The 18,645-nt window shown below is 74.4% G+C and carries 16 protein-coding genes and 1 pseudogene; 14 read left to right on the top strand and 3 right to left on the bottom strand.

From position 1 onward, the window contains the following. Positions 1 to 48: 48 nt before the first annotated feature. Genes ACZ2G1_RS08185 through ACZ2G1_RS08170 form a run of 4 tightly spaced genes read left to right on the top strand, consistent with a single transcriptional unit; the run spans position 49 to position 2,252 of the window. A complete protein-coding gene (locus tag ACZ2G1_RS08185; protein ID WP_017833479.1) occupies positions 49 to 531 on the top strand; it encodes a pyridoxamine 5'-phosphate oxidase family protein in 483 nt (160 codons plus the stop codon). Further along, positions 528 to 866 carry an acylphosphatase gene (locus ACZ2G1_RS08180; protein ID WP_017833480.1) on the top strand — a complete coding sequence of 113 codons (339 nt, stop codon included), beginning with the start codon at positions 528 to 530 and terminating at the stop codon, positions 864 to 866. The genes ACZ2G1_RS08185 and ACZ2G1_RS08180 overlap by 4 nt, the downstream gene beginning before the upstream one ends. Positions 867 to 907: 41 nt before the next feature. After that, positions 908 to 1,873: a cation diffusion facilitator family transporter gene (locus tag ACZ2G1_RS08175; RefSeq protein WP_470377679.1), complete on the top strand. Its 966-nt coding sequence runs from the start codon at positions 908 to 910 to the stop codon at positions 1,871 to 1,873. Beyond that, positions 1,863 to 2,252 (top strand): YqfO family protein, encoded by a 390-nt coding sequence (locus tag ACZ2G1_RS08170; protein ID WP_017833482.1) that lies wholly within the window; start codon positions 1,863 to 1,865, stop codon positions 2,250 to 2,252. The genes ACZ2G1_RS08175 and ACZ2G1_RS08170 overlap by 11 nt, the downstream gene beginning before the upstream one ends. Here ACZ2G1_RS08170 and ACZ2G1_RS08165 read toward each other — a convergent pair. After that, positions 2,227 to 2,670 carry a DUF779 domain-containing protein gene (locus ACZ2G1_RS08165; RefSeq protein WP_031283030.1) on the bottom strand — a complete coding sequence of 148 codons (444 nt, stop codon included), beginning with the start codon at positions 2,668 to 2,670 and terminating at the stop codon, positions 2,227 to 2,229. The genes ACZ2G1_RS08170 and ACZ2G1_RS08165 overlap by 26 nt on opposite strands. Positions 2,671 to 2,757: 87 nt before the next feature. Continuing rightward, complete coding sequence (locus ACZ2G1_RS08160) at positions 2,758 to 3,528, bottom strand: spermidine synthase (RefSeq protein WP_290467824.1); 771 nt, start codon at positions 3,526 to 3,528, stop codon at positions 2,758 to 2,760. Between the two features lie 92 nt (positions 3,529 to 3,620). Between ACZ2G1_RS08160 and ACZ2G1_RS08155 the strand changes: the two genes are divergently transcribed. Further along, a complete protein-coding gene (locus ACZ2G1_RS08155) occupies positions 3,621 to 5,150 on the top strand; it encodes a DHA2 family efflux MFS transporter permease subunit (protein ID WP_035928152.1) in 1,530 nt (509 codons plus the stop codon). A 19-nt stretch (positions 5,151 to 5,169) separates the two neighbouring features. Here the strand turns inward: ACZ2G1_RS08155 and ACZ2G1_RS08150 are convergent, their stop codons facing one another. Beyond that, on the bottom strand, positions 5,170 to 5,784 hold the full coding sequence (locus ACZ2G1_RS08150; protein ID WP_035928155.1) for a cyclodeaminase/cyclohydrolase family protein: 615 nt from the start codon (positions 5,782 to 5,784) through the stop codon (positions 5,170 to 5,172). Between the two features lie 231 nt (positions 5,785 to 6,015). Between ACZ2G1_RS08150 and ACZ2G1_RS08145 the strand changes: the two genes are divergently transcribed. The 9 genes and pseudogenes from ACZ2G1_RS08145 (at position 6,016) to ACZ2G1_RS08105 (ending at position 18,591) form a co-directional block, all read left to right on the top strand. Then, positions 6,016 to 6,267 (top strand): hypothetical protein, encoded by a 252-nt coding sequence (locus tag ACZ2G1_RS08145; RefSeq protein WP_035928159.1) that lies wholly within the window; start codon positions 6,016 to 6,018, stop codon positions 6,265 to 6,267. An 81-nt stretch (positions 6,268 to 6,348) separates the two neighbouring features. Next, on the top strand, positions 6,349 to 8,289 hold the full coding sequence (locus ACZ2G1_RS08140; RefSeq protein ID WP_470377678.1) for a pyruvate kinase: 1,941 nt from the start codon (positions 6,349 to 6,351) through the stop codon (positions 8,287 to 8,289). A 19-nt stretch (positions 8,290 to 8,308) separates the two neighbouring features. After that, positions 8,309 to 9,283: an acyl-CoA thioesterase gene (locus ACZ2G1_RS08135; protein ID WP_017833489.1), complete on the top strand. Its 975-nt coding sequence runs from the start codon at positions 8,309 to 8,311 to the stop codon at positions 9,281 to 9,283. 105 nt (positions 9,284 to 9,388) lie between these two features. Then, on the top strand, positions 9,389 to 10,207 hold the full coding sequence (locus ACZ2G1_RS08130; protein ID WP_109268481.1) for a di- and tripeptidase: 819 nt from the start codon (positions 9,389 to 9,391) through the stop codon (positions 10,205 to 10,207). 169 nt (positions 10,208 to 10,376) lie between these two features. Then, positions 10,377 to 11,318: a glycerophosphodiester phosphodiesterase gene (locus ACZ2G1_RS08125; RefSeq protein ID WP_426119762.1), complete on the top strand. Its 942-nt coding sequence runs from the start codon at positions 10,377 to 10,379 to the stop codon at positions 11,316 to 11,318. 115 nt (positions 11,319 to 11,433) lie between these two features. Then, the gene (locus ACZ2G1_RS08120) at positions 11,434 to 12,351 is read left to right on the top strand and encodes an FAD:protein FMN transferase (protein WP_470377677.1); all 918 of its coding nucleotides are present in this window, start codon (positions 11,434 to 11,436) and stop codon (positions 12,349 to 12,351) included. A gap of 58 nt (positions 12,352 to 12,409) precedes the next feature. Then, positions 12,410 to 12,670, top strand: a pseudogene (locus tag ACZ2G1_RS08115) (CoA-disulfide reductase); the annotation flags it as partial. Positions 12,671 to 12,734: 64 nt separating this feature from the next. Beyond that, positions 12,735 to 14,054 (top strand): FAD-dependent oxidoreductase, encoded by a 1,320-nt coding sequence (locus tag ACZ2G1_RS08110; RefSeq protein WP_470377676.1) that lies wholly within the window; start codon positions 12,735 to 12,737, stop codon positions 14,052 to 14,054. Positions 14,055 to 14,523: 469 nt separating this feature from the next. Continuing rightward, complete coding sequence (locus tag ACZ2G1_RS08105) at positions 14,524 to 18,591, top strand: Pls/PosA family non-ribosomal peptide synthetase (protein ID WP_229588272.1); 4,068 nt, start codon at positions 14,524 to 14,526, stop codon at positions 18,589 to 18,591. The last annotated feature ends 54 nt before the right edge of the window (positions 18,592 to 18,645 follow it).

Genomic DNA, 18,645 nt, shown 5'->3' with positions numbered 1-18,645 from the left:
CCGGGCCCGGCCGTGCCACGAGGCCCGGTCGTTCCCTAATCTGACCACATGAGCACCCACCAGGATGACATCCAGCACATCGTCGAGTTCGTGAACCGCACCCGCGTCGGCATGCTCAGCACCCGCGAGGCCACCGGCAAGCTCGTCAGCCGCCCGATGACCGTGGTCGACGTGGCCCCGGGGGAGGACCTCAACTTCTTCACCAGCCGGGACACCTCCTCGGTCCGGGACGTGGCGGCCAACGACGCCGTCAACGTCGCGTTCGTGGGGGACCACGAATGGGTCTCGATCTCCGGCGCCGCCGAGGTGGTCGAGGACCGGCAGGTGCTCGAGGGGCTGTGGTCCGACGCGCTGAAGGCGTACTACCCGGACGGGCCCGCCACACCCGGGCTCGTGGTGCTGCGCGTGCGCACGGAGACCGCCGAGCACTGGCGCAGCCCCGGGACGGTCGCCACCGCGCTGCGCTGGGCCAGGGCCCGCGCCACCGGGGAGCAGATCGACCCCGGCCAGTCCACGGTGGTGGACCTGTGAGCCTGCCCCCGATCCACCAGGGAGCCACCGCCGGGCGGGACCCCGAACGGCTGGACCTCGAGGAGGTCCTGCGCCTGACCGCCGTGGTGCACGGCTCCGTGCAGGGCGTCGGGTTCCGCTGGTGGACCGCGCGCCACGCGGAGCGGCTGGGCCTGCACGGCTCGGCGGTGAACAACGCGGACGGCACCGTGGGGGTGATCGCCGAGGGCCCCCGGCACGCCGTGCGGGACCTGCTCAAGGCCCTCAACGGCGGCGGCACGCCCGGCGCCGTGATGAAGGTGGACTCCCACTACGGCCCCGCCACCGGGGAGTTCCGCGGGTTCGTCACCGGCTGAGCCGCGACGCCGCGCCCCCGCCCGCGTTCTACGATGGGGGCATGGCTCACGACCACGCCGGGGACCGCGGACGCGCGGAGCACGACCACGGGCCCGGGCACTCGCACGCCGGCCCCGGGACCGACCGGTGGCGGATCGCCACCGCCTTCGGGATCACCGCGGCGCTGTTCGTCGTCCAGCTGGTCGGAGCCCTGTGGACGGGCTCCCTGGCGCTCCTCATCGACACCGCCCACGTGCTCACGGACGCGGGCGGGCTGCTGCTCGCGCTGATCGCCGCGCAGCTGACCCTGCGCCCGCCCAGCGCCCGGCGCACGTGGGGCTGGCGCCGCGCGGAGATCGTGGCCGCGGCCCTGCAGGCCGGGGTGCTGCTGGCCGTCGGGCTGTTCGTCCTCGTGGAGGGCGTGCGCCGGTTCCTCGAGCCGCACCCGGTGGCCTCGGCCGAGATGCTGGTCTTCGGCGCCCTGGGCCTGGCCGGCAACCTCGTGGCGATGGCCGTGCTCTTCGGGGGCCGGCGCTCGAACCTGAACCTGCGCGCGGCGATGCTCGAGGTGCTCAACGACGCACTGGGCTCGGTCGCCGTGATCGTCGCGGCCGTGGTCATCACCCTCACCGGCTGGGTGCAGGCGGACGCCGTGGTGGCGCTGCTCATCGGGGCGCTCATCGTGCCCCGCACCGTCCGGCTGCTCGTGGAGTCCCTGTCCGTGCTCATGGAGAGCGTGCCCCCCGGGCTCGACATGGACGAGGTCCGCGGGCACATCCTCGAGCTCCCGCACGTGGTGGAGGTCCACGACCTGCACGCGACCCGGATCTCCTCGGACCTGCCCGTGCTCACCGCCCACGTGGTGCTCGAGGAGGAGTACTTCTACTCCGGCGGCTCCGCGGAGGCGCTGGGCCGGATCCAGCAGTGCGTGGCCGAGCACTTCCCCGTGTCCGTCCAGCACTCCACGATCCAGCTGGAGCCCGCCGACCACGACGAACCGGAGGTCTGCGCCCCCCATGAGCACTGAGCCCCCGAGCGGCGAGCAGCACTGCCTGGTCGTCTTCGTCCCCGCCACCCACGCCGAGCAGGTCCTGCAGGCCCTGGGCGAGGCCGGGGCGGGACGGGCCGGGAACTACTCCCACACCGCGTTCGTGAGCCGCGGCACCGGGCGGTTCACGCCGCTGCCGGGGGCGCACCCCGTGATCGGGGAGGTCGGCCGGCCCCAGGAGGTCGACGAGGTCCGCATCGAGACGCTGTATCCGGCCGCCGAGCGCGAGCGCGTGCTGCGGGCGATGGCCGGGGCCCACCCCTACGAGGTCCCGGCCTTCACCACCTTCCCGGTCCACGACCGGGGCCCGTCCTTCGACGAGCAGGGCCGGCTCAGGAGCCGGCCGGATCCTGCATGAGCACCGAGCGGATCAGGAAGCGCTTGCCCTCCGGCGCCTCCACCGAGAACCCGGAGCCGCGGCCCTCCACCACGTCCACCGTGAGGAGGGTGTGCTTCCAGTACTCGAACTGCTCGCGGGACATCCAGAACTCGAGCTCGGCCGTGGCCGGGTCACCGGGCAGCGTGAATACGCCCAGCAGCACGTCCGCCGGGCCGGTGAGGAAGTCCCCGGCCGGGTAGCACATGGGCGCGGAGCCGTCGCAGCACCCGCCGGACTGGTGGAACATCAGCCGCCCGTGGATCCCCCGCAGCGTCCCGAGCAGCTCCACGGCGGCCGGCGTCAGGGCCACCCGGGAGAACGTCTCGCCCTCGACGGCGGGGACGGACTCCAGGACGGCGGTGTCCCCGGCGGTGTCCCCGGCGGTGTTCCCGGGGATGTTCGCGGTGGTGTTCGTGGCGGTGCTCTCTGCGGTGTTCTCGGCGGTGCTCACAGCACGCTCCTCGGCTCGGTGGTGTGATCCACGCTACAGGCGGTGGAGCAGTTCCTCCAGGCCGAGGCCGTCCAGCACGCCCGCCGGGTGCGGTCCGGCGGCGGCGAAGGCGTCCGCCCACTCCCGGGGCAGGGCCCGGCGCCCGCCCACGAGGACCAGGTTGCCCGGGTAGCGCCCCGTGAGCAGCCGCTCCTCGGCCAGGCACCACACGTCCGCCAGCGCCTCCCGCATCGCCCGCGCCTGCCCGGCGAAGAACCCCAGCCCGGGATCGTCGCCCACGTTGACGACCAGCACCCCGCCGGGCGCCAGCAGCCCGGCGGCCTCGGCGTAGAAGGACGGCTCCGTGAGGTGGGCGGGAGCGTCCCGGCCCGAGAAGACGTCGAGGACCACGAGGTCCGCGGTCCCGGGGGCGACGACGTCCGGCAGGGCCGCCCGGGCGTCGTCGATCACGACGCGCACGTCCGCCCCCGCGGGCAGGGGCAGCGCCTCGAGCACGAACGCGGGCAGCTCCCGCTCCAGCTCCACGGCCACCTGCGCGGAGCCGGGCCGGGTCGCGGCCACGTACCGGGCGAGCGTCAGGGCCCCGGCGCCCAGGTGGACCGCGGTGACCGGCGCACCCGGCGCCGCCACCACGTCGACGACGCCGCCGATCCGCCGCAGGTACTCGTAGAAGATCTCCCCGGGGCGGGCGAGGTCCACGTGGGACTGCTCGGCCCCGCCGATGGAGAGCACGAACCCGCCCTCGGTGAAGCCGTCCGGGGTGATCTCGGCGTGCACGCCGGCGTCCTTGAGGTATCTGCGCATGAGCCCATTGTCACTTCCCGGACGGGAATGAAGCGGGGGCCGGGACGGCTCTACCGGTGAATCACTGCTGCGTCCCGAAGGATCCCCCGCCCATGGCACCCGACGTCCCCGTGTCCGAGACCCCTCCCGTCCCCGCCCCCGCGCCCGCCACCGGGCTCCCGGACACCGGCCCCCCGGCCGTCGTCGCGGACACCGACCACTCCGCCCGCAACCGCCTGGTCATCGGGCTGCTGCTGGTCTCCACGTTCGTGGTGATCCTCAACGAGACGATCATGGGCGTGGCGCTGCCCCGCCTCATGGCCGACCTCTCGGTCACGGCGGTCGCCGGCCAGTGGCTCACCACCGCCTACATGCTGACCATGGCCGTGGTCATCCCGGTGACGGGGTTCCTGCTCCAGCGCCTGCACACCCGGCCCGTGTTCCTGACCGCCATGACCCTGTTCAGCCTCGGCACCCTCGTCTGCGCGGCCGCGCCCGGGTTCGGGACGCTGCTCGCGGGGCGGGTGGTGCAGGCCGGCGGCACGGCCATCATGATGCCGCTGCTGATGACCACGGTGCTGACCCTGGTGCCGCCGGCCGGGCGCGGGCGGGTCATGGGCAACATCTCGATCGTCATCTCGGTGGCCCCGGCTGTGGGGCCCACCATCTCGGGCGTCATCCTCAGCGTGCTCGAGTGGCGGTGGATGTTCATCCTGGTGCTGCCGATCGCGGTGGGCTCCCTGCTGCTCGGCGCGTGGCGGATGCAGAACGTCACCGAGCCCCGTCCGGCGCCGCTGGACGTGGTCTCGGTGGTGCTCTCGGCCCTGGGCTTCGGCGGCCTGGTCTACGGCCTGAGCACGCTCGGCGAGGGCGGGGACGCCGCGCTCCCGGCGTGGGTGCCGCTCGTGCTGGGCGTGGCAGCGCTGGCCGTGTTCGTGCGGCGCCAGACGCGGCTGCAGCGCGCGGACCGCGCCCTGCTGGACCTGCGCACCTTCCGGTCCCGGGTGTTCACGATGTCCACGGCGGTGCTCGCCGTCAGCATGATGGCCCTCTTCGGCACGCTGATCGTCCTGCCCATCTACCTGCAGACCGTGCACGGCCTCGACCCCCTGGGCACGGGCCTGCTGCTGCTGCCCGGCGGGCTCGTCATGGGACTGCTGGCACCCTTCGTGGGCCGGGTCTACGACCGATCGGGCCCCACCGTGCTGCTCGTGCCGGGCTCGATCCTGCTGAGCGCGTCCCTGTGGTACCTCGCCTCCACCACGGGGGCCACGCCCGTCCCGATGGTGCTGCTCGCCCACGTGGTGCTCAGCACGGGTCTGGCCCTGATGTTCACCCCGCTGTTCACCGCGGGCCTGGGCGCCCTGCCGACACGGCTGTACTCGCACGGCTCCGCCATGGTGGGCACCCTGCAGCAGGTGGCGGGCGCGGCGGGCACGGCCCTGTTCGTCACCGTGCTGACCCTCTCCGCCGCCGGCGCGGCGGCCTCCGGGGCCTCGGCTCCGGAGGCCACCGAGGCGGGCGTGCGGAGCGCCTTCCTGTGCGGCGGGATCATCTCGCTGCTCGCCGTCGTCGGCTCCTTCGGGGTGCGCCGCCCCGCGGGCACGGCGGGCACGGAGAGCGCCGCGGGCGCGGAGGACTGAGGCCCCGCGGGCCCGGTCCTCAGCCCCGGACGCGCTCGCGGATCAGCCGCGTGAGCTCCGCGGCGTCCTCGACGGCCCGCTCGCCCTCGGCCAGCCCCGCACGCAGCTCCTCCCGGGTCGCGGCGTCCTTGAGGGCGCGGACGTTGATCTCGAGCGTCACCATGGCCGTGGCCACCGCGGCCCGGGCCGCCTCGGAGGCCGCCGCCACGTCGCTGAGGACGTTGGGGTTGCACCAGCCGGTCAGCTCGCGCGCGAGCCCGACCACCTCGGTGCCCACGCCGATCAGCTCCCGTGGGGGACGCGCGGCGCCGGCCGTGGCCTCCTGGACGGCCCGTGAGCGCTCCGCCTTCTCCTCGGCGGTGTCCTTCGGCAGGGTGTAGGCGGCCGAGAGCGCGCCGAAGGCCTCGGCGTCGGCGTCCGCCAGGCCCAGCGCGCGCGGGATCAGCTCCTCGGCCCGGTCGGCCGCGCGCCGGGCACGGTCCGCGTGCTCGGACGCCGTGGAGTAGCGGGCGGACATCGCGATCAGGGCCGCGCCCAGCGCGGCCTGCAGGGCGCCCGCGGCGCCGCCGCCGGGGGCGGGCTCGTCCGAGGCCATGCGCTCCACGTAGGCCCTGACGTTCTCCGAGCTGATCACAGCGGCTCCTTCCGGTGGCGGGACCTGCAGCCCGCCGCGGGGCGCGCGCAGGCGGTGGCGTCCGCACGAGCCTAGCCCTCCGCCGGTCCCCGTGGTGAGTCTCACAGCCCCCGCGGGACGAATGCACGGCCCGTCCATCGCACGGAAACGTGCCGGCCACATCCGCGGACGATCCTGGAGGTGTCCGAGGGCCCCCTCCCCGGACGCCGACCCCCGAGAGGACGTGCCGCCATGACGACCCTCCGAGCGACGACCGTCGACGCGACCGCCGATGACACCTGGGTCCAGGACCCCGCACGGATCCGCCCCGGCGACCGGATCGAGGTGTGGGAGCAGGGCCACCTCCGCCACGTCGGCACGGTGGGCCAGTGCGCCCCCCACCTGCGGCTGCTCTGGATCCTGGAGGCCGGCACCGGCTCCCGCCGGCTGATCCCCGTCCACGGCTACCGCCTGCGCCGCTCCCCGTTCGCCCGCCCCGCCTGAGGCCCCGTCGCCTCGTGTTCAGCCGCTGTTCGCCCGGGGCGGGTACGGTCGGCGCTGACAGCCGGGCGGACGAGGAGGATCATGGGGAGTCAGCAGGTCGACGGCGGTCGCGGCGGGGCAGCACCCGGCCGGGACCGCGGGAGGGAGCACGGCATGGCGGCGACCGCCCGGCAGGAGTGCGCCGCGCGGCTGCACGACCGGGTCGCGGCGCTCGTCGACGTGGTGCTCCGGGCCCGCCGGACGGCCGTGCCGCAGCTCGAGCGCGTGAACCCCCGCCACCGCGGGTCCGCGCTCAACCTCGTGGACTACGTGGCCGTGCGCAGCCAGGACGTGCGGGACCTGCAGCGGGACCTCAGCGGCCTGGGCGTGTCCTCCCTGGGGCGGATGGAGGCCGGGGTCATGAGCCACCTCGGCGCCGTGCTGGAGACCCTCCGCGTGCTCGCCGGCCGACCGGAGGAGGACGTCGGGGCGCCCGGCCCCGACGAGCCCGGCGAGCCCGGTGCGGAGGTGCTGCGCCGTAACACCGCGGCCCTGCTCGGCCCGGGCCGGGAGGGGCGCAGCACCCGGATCATGGTCACCTTCCCCTCGGAGGCCGCCGCGGACCCCCGGCTCGTCCAGGACATGGTCCGCGCCGGCATGGACGTGGCCCGGATCAACTGCGCGCACGACGGCCCCGAGCAGTGGGCGGCCATGATCGGGCACGTCCGGGCGGCCGGGCAGGCGCTCGGCCGCGAGGTCCGCGTGGCCATGGACCTCGCGGGGCCCAAGCTGCGCACCGGGCCGATCGAGCCCGGTCCGCAGGTCGAGAAGATCAAGCCCACCCGGGACAGCGGCGGCCGGGTGACCGCCCCGGCCCGCCTCTGGCTGGGCGAGGCGGACCCGGCGGTCGACGACGACGCCCCGGCCGTCCCCGTGGCCGGCGCCGCCTGGACCGCGGCCCGCACCCCGGGGGAGCGGCTGCGGCTCAAGGACGCGCGCGGCTCCGGACGGACCCTGCGGGTGATCGAGGCCACCGGGCCCGGCGTGCTCGTCGAGTGCGCCAAGACCGTGTACTTCGCCACGGGCCTGGCCGTGCGGGCCGAGGACGGCACGGAGGGCGTGCTCGGCGAGCTGCCCGCCGTCGAGCAGTCCCTGCGCGTGCGCGCGGGGGACACCGTGGTGCTGACCCGGGACCTCGCACCCGCCCCGGTCCGGTCCGAGAGCCCCTTCCGGATCGGCTGCTCCCTGCCCGAGGTGTTCACGGACGCCCGGGAGGGGCAGCCGGCCTGGATCGACGACGGGAGGATCCGCTGCCGGATCACCTCCGTGGGGCCCGACGAGATCGTGCTGGAGGTGCTGCAGGCGGGCCCCGACGGCACCAAGCTCAAAGCGGGGAAGGGCATCAACCTGCCCGAGACGGACCTGCGCATCTCCTCGCTCACCGACGAGGACCGCACGCACCTGCCGTTCGTGGCCGAGCACGCCGACATCGTCAACATGTCCTTCGTGCGCTCGCGGGAGGACGTGACCGACCTGCTGCGGGAGCTCGAGCGGATCGGCAACACCGCCCTGGACGTCACCCTCAAGATCGAGACCGTGGGCGGCTTCGAGTCCCTGCCCGCGATGCTGCTGGAGGCCATGCGGTGGCAGGACGTGGGCGTCATGATCGCGCGCGGGGACCTCGCGGTCGAGGCCGGGTTCGAGCGGATGGCCGAGGTGCAGGAGGAGATCCTGTGGCTGTGCGAGGCCGGGCACGTGCCCGTGGTCTGGGCCACCCAGGTCCTGGAGTCCCTCGCCAAGAAGGGCCTGCCCTCCCGGGCCGAGGTCACGGACGCGGCGATGGGCCAGCGCGCCGAGTGCGTGATGCTCAACAAGGGACCGTTCGTGGTGGACGCGATCGAGGCCCTCGACGACATCCTCGTGCGGATGGAGGGGCACACCCGCAAGAAGTCCGGACATGCTCCGCCGGCTCAACGCGTGGGCGCCCGTCGTCGAGTGAGCGGGCGAGCGGTCGGGTGGGCCGCGGGGCGGACCACGGGGTGACCCGTGCCACACTGGGGGCATGGCCGCACGCGACACCGCCGTTCTCCGCTTCCTCGCCGCCCCGACCGACGCCGGGCGCACCGGCACCGTGGACGGCGGGCGCGTCCTCGAGTGGATCGACAAGGCCGCCTACGCGTGCGCCGTGGGCTGGTCCCGGGCCTACTGCGTGACGGCGTACGTGGGCAACATCCACTTCGACCGCCCGGTGTGCGTGGGGGACATGGTGGAGGTCTCCGCGAAGATCGTGCACACCGGACGGTCCTCGATGCACATCCGGGTGGAGGTCGCCTCCGCGGACCCCCGCGAGCACGGGGTGACCCTCAAGGACACGTGCCTGATCATCATGGTGGCCGTGGACGGGGACGGCCGCCCCACCCCCGTCCCGCAGTGGGCGCCCGAGACGGAGCACGAGCGCCAGCAGTCGGCCGTCACGCAGCGGCGGATCGAGCTGCGCAACAGCATCGAGGAGCTGATGGCGGAGCAGCGGTACACGGACGAGGGCACCGCCGAGGAGACCGTGCTGCGCTTCCTCGCCGCGCCCACGGACATCAACTGGGGCGGGAAGGTGCACGGGGGCACGGCCATGCGCTGGATCGACGAGGCCGCGTACGTGTGCGGGGCCCGGTGGGCGGGCCGGCCGGTCATCGCCGTCTACGCCGGGGGCGTCCGGTTCTACCGGCCCATGCACATCGGCCACCTCGTGGAGGTCCGGGCGCGGCTCATCCACACCGCGGCCCGCGGCCTGCACATCTCCGTGAACTGCTGGTCGGGGGACCCCGCGACCGGCGAGCTCGCCCTGACCACCAACTGCCTCATGGTCATGGTCGCCCTCGACGACCAGGGCCACGCCCTGCCCGCCCGGCAGTGGCAGCCGGTCAGCCAGGAGGACCGGGACCTGGACGCCTTCGCCCGGGAGCTGGTCCGGCTGCGCGCCGAGTTCCCGGACTCCTTCCAGCAGGTCGACCCGTCCGTCTCCCGGCTGCCCGGGAGCTGACCGCACCCCTCCTCAGCCGTCGGCGAATCCCGGAACCCGATCAGCCTGCTGTGCATATAGTGGGCCGAGACCCACCGTCCCGGCACCCCACAAGGAGAGCACGCCATGGACCTGAATCCCCTGAACAACGCGTTCGACGACGAGGGCAAGCCCAAGCCCGCCATGAACAAGCTCCTCGACACCGTGCTGCGCGTGCAGCGGCCCGTGGTCCTGGGCTTCGTGAAGAAGGAGCGCGCCGACCATCCCGACGAGACGCCCGAGCAGATCGCCAGGCGGCTCGAGAAGATCTACGTCCGGTCCGTGACCATGGGCGGCGGGGCCGTCGGCGCCACCGCGGTGGTCCCCGGCATCGGCACCGTCGCGTCCCTCGGCCTGTCCTCCTTCGCGGTGGTCGGCTACCTCGAGGCCACCGCCCTGTACGCCCAGGCGATCGCCGAGCTGCACGGCGTGCACACGGAGGACCCGGAGAAGACCCGCACCATGGTCATGGCCCTGATGCTCGGCGAGGACGGCCGCCAGGTCATGAACCAGATCCTGGCCAGCGGCACCAAGGGCCGCGGCATGATGTCCTCCTGGGGCCTGATGATGGGCAAGGACGACTCGAAGACCTTCGACGTCAGCAGGATCATCCGCAACATGTTCGTCAAGCGCTTCCTGCTCAAGCAGACCGGCGCCGTGTTCGGCCGCGCCCTGCCGTTCGGCGTGGGCGCGATCGTCGGCGGGGGAGCGAACCTGGCCATGTCCAAGCAGGTCATCGCCGCGACGCACGAGGCGTTCGGGCCGCTGCCCACCACGTTCCCGGCCGAGCTCGGGCCCGAGGAGCGGGCCCCCCGGTTCGACGACGGCACGTCCCGGAAGGGCAGGCGGGGCCGGAAGGCCGACACGGCCGCCGCGGCCCGCGGCGAGATCACCGGGGAGCAGTAGACCCCGCGCCGCGCTCCCGCGCTGCCGCTCGACGACGCCCCGCGCCCGGCGGGGCGTCGTCGTCGTTCACGACAGGTCCGCCGGGGCGTGGCCCCGCGTTCACCGCGTCTGCCTAGCCTGGTGCACGAGCGGGGCCCACCGCGCCCCGACCGACAGCCGAGGGAGCGCCGTGCGGCCGATCGTCTATGCGCACCGGGGGGCCAGCGCGGACCTCCCCGAGCACACCCGGGCCGCCTACGTGCAGGCGCTGCTGGACGGCGCCGACGGGGTGGAGTGCGACGTCCACCTCAGCCGCGACGGCCACCTCGTCCTGCACCACGACGCCCAGCTGGGCCGCACGAGCGACGGCCGGGGCCCCGTCTCCGCCCGCACGCTCGCCGAGCTGCGCCGCCTCGACTGGACCTCCTGGAAGGGCGTGCGCATCCCGCCGGGCCACGGGGCGCCGGGCCGTCAGCTGCTCACCCTGCCCGAGCTGCTGGACCTGCTGCGGGGAGCGGGCCGGCCCGTGGGCCTGGCCGTGGAGACGAAGCACCCCAGCCCGTTCGGCCACCGGCTCGAGGAGGAGGTCCTCGGTCTGCTGATGCGGGAGGGCTGGGATCCCGAGACCGGGCGGCTGGACGACGTCACGGTCTCGCTGATGAGCTTCCACCCCGACGCCGTCCGGCACTTCCTGGAGACGGTGCCCGCCCGGCACGTGTGCCAGCTGGTCGGGACGACCACCCGCCGCACGGTCGGGGACAGCCTGCGCGTGGGCCGCACGGCCGCGGCGGTGCTCCACGCCGGGATGCGGTTCGTGGTGCCGCCGGCGCTGCCCGTGATCTCGGCGGGCCTCGTGGACCTGGTGGGCCCGGGGCTGGACTTCGTCCGGGCCCGCCCCGACCTCGTGCGGCAGTGGCGGGCGGAGGGACGCGTGCTGCGGGTCTGGACGGTCGACACCGCACGGGACGTGGACCTGTGCCGCGCGCTCGGCGTCCAGCAGCTCACCACGAACCGCCCGGCCGACGTGCTGCGCTGGGTGCGGGCGCCCTCCGGGGCCCCGCTCGGCGTCCCGGCCGGCGGCCCGGCGGCCGTCACGGGCCGGTCCCGGTGCGCGAGCACGGCGGTCGGGTAACGGGGGGTCACGTCACCGCCGGCCGGGCCCGGCGCGCGTATGCTCGACAGCAGCTGTCCGTGTCCCCCCGCACGTCACCGTTGTCCGCCTCTCCCCCCACCACCAGGAGACGGTCATGCCCACCCCGATCCCGCCCCGCGCCCCGGACGCCGGCGCCGCGCGCGCCCCCGCCCCGGACCTCCAGGCCGAGGCCGTCCGGCTCGCCGAGCACGTGCGCCGCGAGGTCGCCCGCGCCGTCGCGCCCGAGCGCATCGACTCGGAGCTGTCCCTGCTGAACCGGTTCGCCGAGCACGAGGACGTCGACGTCGTCCTCGGGCCCGTGCTCGCCGGGATCGTCGCGGCGGCCCTGCTCTCCGCCCGCCTCACGAGCGGGCTCACCGATCCCACCACCGGCGGGGCGGCCTGGCGGGCCCTGGACGGGCTCGAGCCGCACCCGGCGCCCGGGATCGGGAGCCTCGACCTGGACGTGGCCACCCGGCGGCTGCGCATGGGCCGCGGCACGGTCCTGGACCTCGCGCCGGTCGCCGACGCGTGGGCGGCGGACCGCATCGTCCGGGTCTTCACGGAGACGCACCCCGGCGTTGCGCTGGTCGCCGAGGTCGGCGCGGCGTGCACCGTGGGCGGGCCGACCGCCGCGGCCGCCGCCCTCGTGGGCGCCGCCCCGGCGGCACGGAGCGCGGACCCCCGGACCGCCGCACCCCGGGCCGGCGTGGAGCCCGGGGTGCGGGCGGCCCTCGTCGAGCGCGGCCGGCGGGGACTCGCGGTGGTGGAGAGCCCCGGGAGCGTCCTGGTCAACCCGGAGACCGGCGCCGCCGCGGCGAGCCCGTGGGACCGGGTCGTGGTCGCCGCGCAGAGCGCGGTGGAGGCCCAGGCCTACGCCCGCGCCGCGCACGTGCTGGGACGGGACGCGCCCGGCTGGCTCGCGGCGTGCGGGGCCGACGGCGAGTTCACCGGTTCCCGGCCCGGCAGCACCCTCCGGCGCAGGCTCAGGACACCGGGCTGGCCGGAGCGGGCGGGCCGCGCGGCGGCCTGAGCGGCGCCGGTAGCATGACCGCACGAGAATCGTCATCGTGGGCGGCGTCGCCGGCGGAATGTCCGCGGCCACCCGTCTGCGCCGCCTGCTGGAGGACGCCGAGATCACGGTGTACGAACGCAGCGGCCACGTGTCCTTCGCCAACTGCGGCCTGCCCTACCACGTGGGCGGCGTCATCGAGGAGCGCTCCGCGCTGCTGCTGCAGACCCCGCAGTCCCTGGGCGCCCGGTTCGGCCTCGACGTCCGGGTGGGGCACGAGGTCGTCGGCGTCGACCGGGACCGGCACGTGCTGCGCGTCCGGGACCTCGCCTCCGGCCGGGAGGAGGAGCGGGGCTACGACGTCCTCGTCCTCTCCCCCGGGGGCCGTCCCCGTCCGCCCGCCCGTGCCCGGCATCGAGCGCGCCCTGGTCCTGCGCGACATCGAGAACACCGACGCGGTCGTGGCCGCGGTCGAGGGCGCCCGCTCCGCCGTGGTCGTCGGCGGCGGCTACGTCGGCCTCGAGGTCGCCGAGCAGCTCGTCCACCGCGGCCTGCAGGTCTCCCTCGTCGAGGCCGCCCCCCTCCCCCCCCAGGTCATGGCCCCGCTCGACCCGGAGATGGTCGAGCCCGTGCACACCCTGATGCGCGAGCGCGGGCTCGACCTGCGGCTGGGGACCACGGTCACCGAGGTGGGGGAGCGCACCGTGACGCTCGACGACGGCACCGAGCTGCCGGCCGACGTGGTCCTCGCCGCGGTCGGCGTCCGCCCCGACAGCACGCTGGCCCGGGCCGCGGGGCTGGAGGTCGGGGCGCGCGGCGGCATCGTCGTCGACGAGCACCTCCGCACCTCCGACCCGGACGTCTACGCCGTGGGGGACGCCGTGGAGAAGCGCGACGCCCTCGACGGGTCCGCCACGCTCGTCGCGCTGGCCAACACGGCCAATCTCCAGGGCCGGCTCGTCGCCGACGTGATCGCCGGCATGGACGTCTCCGACCGGCCGGTGCTGGGCACCTCCGTGGTCGGCGTCTTCGGCCTCACGGCCGCGGCCACGGGTTGGAACGAGAAGCGGCTGCGCGCCGCGGGCCGGTCCTACCGCGCGATCCACACGCACCCCGCGAACCACGCCGGCTACTACCCCGGGGCGGAGGGGATGACCCTCAAGCTGCTCGTGGACCCGGAGGACGACGCGATCCTCGGCGCCCAGGGCGTGGGCGGGGCGGGCGTGGACAAGCGCATCGACGTCCTCGCCACGGCCATCACCGGAGGCATCGCGGCCGCCGATCTCGCCGAGCTCGAGCTGGCCTACTCCCCGCTCTACGGCTCCGCCAAGGACCCCGTGAACATGCTCGGCTACATCGACCGCAACCACCGGGACGGGCTCGTCGAGACCGTCCAGTGGCACGAGCTCGACGACCGCCTCGCCTCGGGCGCCACCCTGCTGGACGTCCGCACCCCGGGCGAGCACACGGCGATGCCGATCCCCGGCGGGATCAACATCGAGCTGGACCAGCTGCGGGACCGCCTCGACGAGCTGCCGGAGGGCGAGCTCGTGGTGCACTGCCAGGCCGGCCTGCGCGGCTACCTCGCGGCCCGGGTCCTGGCGCAGCACGGACGGGACGTCGTCAACCTCGACGGCGGCTACCTCACCTGGGCGGCCCGGCCGGACGGCGCCGCGGCGACGCCCTCCGGCGACGACGAGGACCGGGGCTCCCCGGCCGGCTGAGCGGCACCCGGGGCGCGGCGCAGCACGAGGCCCCCGCACGGGAACAGGGACGAGACGGTCCTGTTCCCGTGCGGGGGCCTCGTGCGTGCCGGAACGGCCCGACGCTCGTTCACGAAAGGTAACAGGGGGAATTCTCCTGTCCCCGGAGCTGTGGCCGGGACGGGCGACCGGCCACCCACCTCCCGGCGCCCGGCGCGCGCCGGGGGAGCGTCCCCGACCGTCGACCCCCGCCCCGAGAACCGCACGATTGCAGTCGAAAACGTCTCGCAGAGCGAGATGCGGGCTGTGATCTTTACCACTGGAAACCGATCGGGCGGTCGGCATCGCCCCTGGCAGCTCCACCGGCGAACGCATCGATAACGGAGGAATAACGCCGCGGTGACGGATCCGTGAGGAGGCCATAACGCCCCGCTCCGTAGAACGGACGTGCCGGTAACACCGGTGTTACGTGCATCGAAAGGAGTTGGACATGACCTCAGTGCCACATCGCTCTCACCGCCGCGAGGAGGCTGCGGCGGCAGAGCGAGTGCTGTGGGACGAGGCCGCCGCGAAGGGAGGCCCCGCCGGAGCAGCTCCGTGGACGGAGCCCTCGACCCGGGGCGTCCGGAGCACGGAGACCAAGCCCACCCGGCTGCACCACTTCTTCGAGCGCAGCTGCGACCTGACCCCCGACGCCCAGGCGCTGCACGCCGACGGCCGGGCCTACACCTACGCGGAGCTCGACGAGCTCGCCAACCGCCTGGCCCACCTGATCACCGGCTACGGCCTGAGCGCGGGCGACCGCGTCGGGATCCTGCTCCAGCGCTCCACGATGCTCTACGCGTCCCTCCTGGCGATCCTCAAGACGGGCGCCACCTTCGTCCCGATCGACCCGAATCTGCCCGCGGACCGCGTGCAGTTCATCGCCGAGGACTCCGACCTGTCCCTCATGCTGACCTCCGCCGAGTTCGTGGCCCTGGTCGAGGACGCGCCCGCCGACGTCGTCGACGTCGGCCGGATCGGCGAGCGGCTCGGGGAGGCGCCCGCGCACCGCCCGGTCGTCCGCCACGAGGGCGACCCCACGTGCTACATCATCTACACCTCGGGCTCGACCGGCCGCCCCAAGGGCGTCGAGGTCGCGCACTCGAGCATCTGCAACTTCATCGAGATCGTGCCCGAGGTCTACGACGTCCGCTCCGAGGACCGCGTCTACCAGGGCATGACCATCGCGTTCGACTTCTCCATCGAGGAGATCTGGCCGACCTGGGCCGTGGGCGCCTCCCTGGTGGCCGGCCCCACCGACGACGCCCGCCTGGGACAGGGGCTCGCCGAGTTCCTGCAGCGCATGGAGATCTCCGTGCTCTACTGCGTGCCGACCGTCCTGGCCACCCTCGAGCACGACCTGCCCCGCATCCGCAGCATCCTGGTGGGCGGCGAGGCCTGCCCCGCCGACCTCGTGGAGCGGTGGTCCACCCCCGAGCGCCGGATGCTCAACACCTACGGCCCCACCGAGGGCACCGTGACCGCCACGTGGGGCGAGCTCGCCCCCGGGCGGCCCGTGACCATCGGCAAGCCCCTGCCCACCTACGAGGTGCGGATCCTCGACGAGGAGATGAACGAGGTCGCCGACGGCGAGCCGGGCGAGATCTGCATCGCCGGCCCCGGCGTGGCCCGCGGCTACGTCAACCTGCCGCACGTCACCGAGGAGCGCTTCCGCCCCCACCCGGACGGGCCCCGGGCCGGACGGATCTACCGCACCGGCGACCTGGGCCGGTTCATGCCCGACGGCGAGATCGAGTACCTCGGCCGCGCCGACAGCGAGGTGAAGATCCGCGGTCACCGCGCGGACCTGCAGGAGATCGAGAACGTGCTGCGCCGGGAGGACGCGGTGGCGGACGCCGCCGTGAAGCTCACCTCCGGCGGCGACGACGTCGCGGCGTTCCTCACCCTGCGCGCCCCGGTGCGCGACGAGCGCGCCCTCTTCGAGCTGCTCCACGACTCCGTGGTCGCGGCGCTGCCGCCGTACATGGTGCCGTCCTTCTACGAGATCCTGCCCGCGATGCCGATGATGGTCAGCGGCAAGGTGGACCGGAAGAACCTGCCGGACCCCAGCACGCCCCGCTTCGTCACCACGATGGGGCTGGTCCCGCCTGCGACGGACGCCGAGTGGGGGATCACGGAGGTGTGGTCCAAGGTCTTCCGCATCCCCGAGGACCAGCTCTCCGTGGAGGCGGACTTCTTCATGGAGCTCGGCGGGCACTCGCTGCTCGCCGCGACCGCCACGTCCGAGCTGCGCCGCGCGCACCCGGACCAGGACATCTCCATCGCGGACATCTACACCTACCCGACCGTCCGGGACCTGGCGCGCCACCTGGACGCCGCCCCGGCGTACGTCCCCGCCGCGGCCGCCCCGGACGACCGCCCCGCGCCGCTGCACCACACCAGCGGCCGCGTGGCGCTGTGCGGCCTCGCGCAGGTGACGACGATGGTCCTGGCGGCCATGCTCGTCGGCTCCCCGCTCGCCGCGGTCCTGTACTCCTACGGCGGTCAGTTCAGCTACGCCCTGATGTGGGACATGCTCCTGGTGGGCGTCCTGGTCTCGGTGCTCGCCCGCGTCCTCCTGCCGTTCCTCGGCTCCCGCGTGCTGGGACGCTTCGTCAGACCGGGGCACCACGCCCTCTGGGGCCGGCAGTACTACCTGCTCTGGTGCATCGACGGGCTGACCCGGCTCTCGCCGCTCAACCTCCTGACCGGCACCCCGATGGCCGCCGTCTACCTGCGCCTGCTGGGCGCCAGGATCGGTCCGGACGCCCACGTGGGCACCGCCGCCATCGGCCTGCCCTCGCTCGTCACCGTCGGCGCCCGCGCCAGCATCGGCTACAACTCCTCCGTGCAGACCGCCCAGGTCGAGGAGGGGTGGGTGACCATCGCGCCGGTGCACATCGGCGACGACGCGTTCGTGGGGGCCAACGCCCTCCTGCAGCCGGGCACCCGGATCGAGGACGGTGCCCGCCTGGCCGAGCAGTCCCTGGCCTCCCGCAACCAGACGATCCCCGCCGGCGAGCACTGGCTGGGCTCCCCGGCCCGGCCCGGTGACGGGGACGACGAGCTGCTCGAGCGGATGGAGCGGCGCCCGCTGCCCAGCGGCCGCTGGCCCGCCCCGCTGGCGGCCGGCCTGCTCCTGGGCTGGCTGGTCCTCGAGCTGATGCCCTTCGTCCTGGTGCTCCCGTCCTTCCTGATGATCTGGGCCGCGGCCCTGGAGTTCGGCCTCCCCGTGGGGCTCGCCCTCACCCCGGCGGTCGGTGTCGTCTACGTGCTCACGGTCTGCGCCGTGGTCGCGGGCGGCCGGAAGATCGTCCTGCGCCGCACGCCCACCGGCATCCACCCCGTGCGCAGCGGGCTCGGCGTGCGCAAGTGGATGGCGGACCAGCTGCTCTCCACCAGCCTGGAGAGCACCAACGCCCTGTACGCCACGATGTACACGGTCCCCTGGCTGCGCGCCCTGGGCGCCAAGGTCGGCCCTCGCTCCGAGGTCTCCACGGTCGGCCACATCGACCCGGACCTCCTCACCCTCGGCGAGGGAAGCTTCGTCGCGGACATGGCCAGCGTGGGCAGCGCCGTCTACCACCACGGTCACCTGTACATGGAGCGCACCGTGGTGGGCGACCGCTCGTTCGTGGGCAACGCCGCGTTCGTGCCCTCGGGCACCCGGATGGGCGAGGGCTCCCTGGTGGGCGTCGCCTCGGTGCCCCCGGCCGACGTGCCGGACGGCACGTCCTGGCTGGGCTCGCCCGCCATGTTCCTGCCCCGCCGGCAGGACAGCGGCAACTACGACGAGAGCCTCACCTTCCGGCCCTCGCGCGGCAAGGTGGCGGCCCGCCTCGTCATCGAGGCGCTGCGCATCACGGTCCCGCCGGCGCTGATCGGGCTGATCGGCTACCTGGGCCTGCTCGCCTCGGTCGCCCTGGTGCCCGAGCTGACGCTGCTCGGCTTCGTGGCCGTGCTGCCCCTCGTCGCGCTGGCCACCGGCCTGACCGTGGTCCTCGCCGTCGTCGTCCTGAAGTGGGCGATCGTGGGCCGGTACCGCCAGCGCGTCGAGCCGCTGTGGGACAACTTCGTCCGGCGCAGCGAGTTCGTCACCGGCGTGTACGAGTCCGCGGCGGTCCCCGCCCTCATCGGCGGTCTCGTGGGCACGCCCCTGATCGGCCCGGTCCTGCGCCTGTTCGGCGCGCAGATCGGCCGGCGGACGTACATCGGCACCACCTACCTGACCGAGTTCGACCTCGTCCACATCGGCGACGACGCCGCCGTCTCGACGGACGTGTCGCTGCAGACGCACCTCTTCGAGGACCGCGTGATGAAGATGTCCCACGTGGAGATCCTGCCCGGGGCCTCCGTCGGTGCGCGCTCGATCGTGCTCTACGACACGACGGTCGGCGCGGGTGCCTCGGTGGACGCCCTGTCGCTGGTGATGAAGGGCGAGCAGCTGCTGCCCCACACCGCCTGGCGCGGCATCCCGGTGCGGTCGGCCACGGCCGCCCTGACCTCGGGACGATGACCCGGCCATGACCGCCCAGTGGACGTCCCCGCGACCCGGCAGCGGGTCGCGGGG

The organism is Kocuria sp. KKT182, from assembly GCF_055635395.1.
The sequence above is the reverse complement of the archived record's forward strand: the minus strand, read 5'-3'. Positions and strand labels throughout refer to the sequence as shown.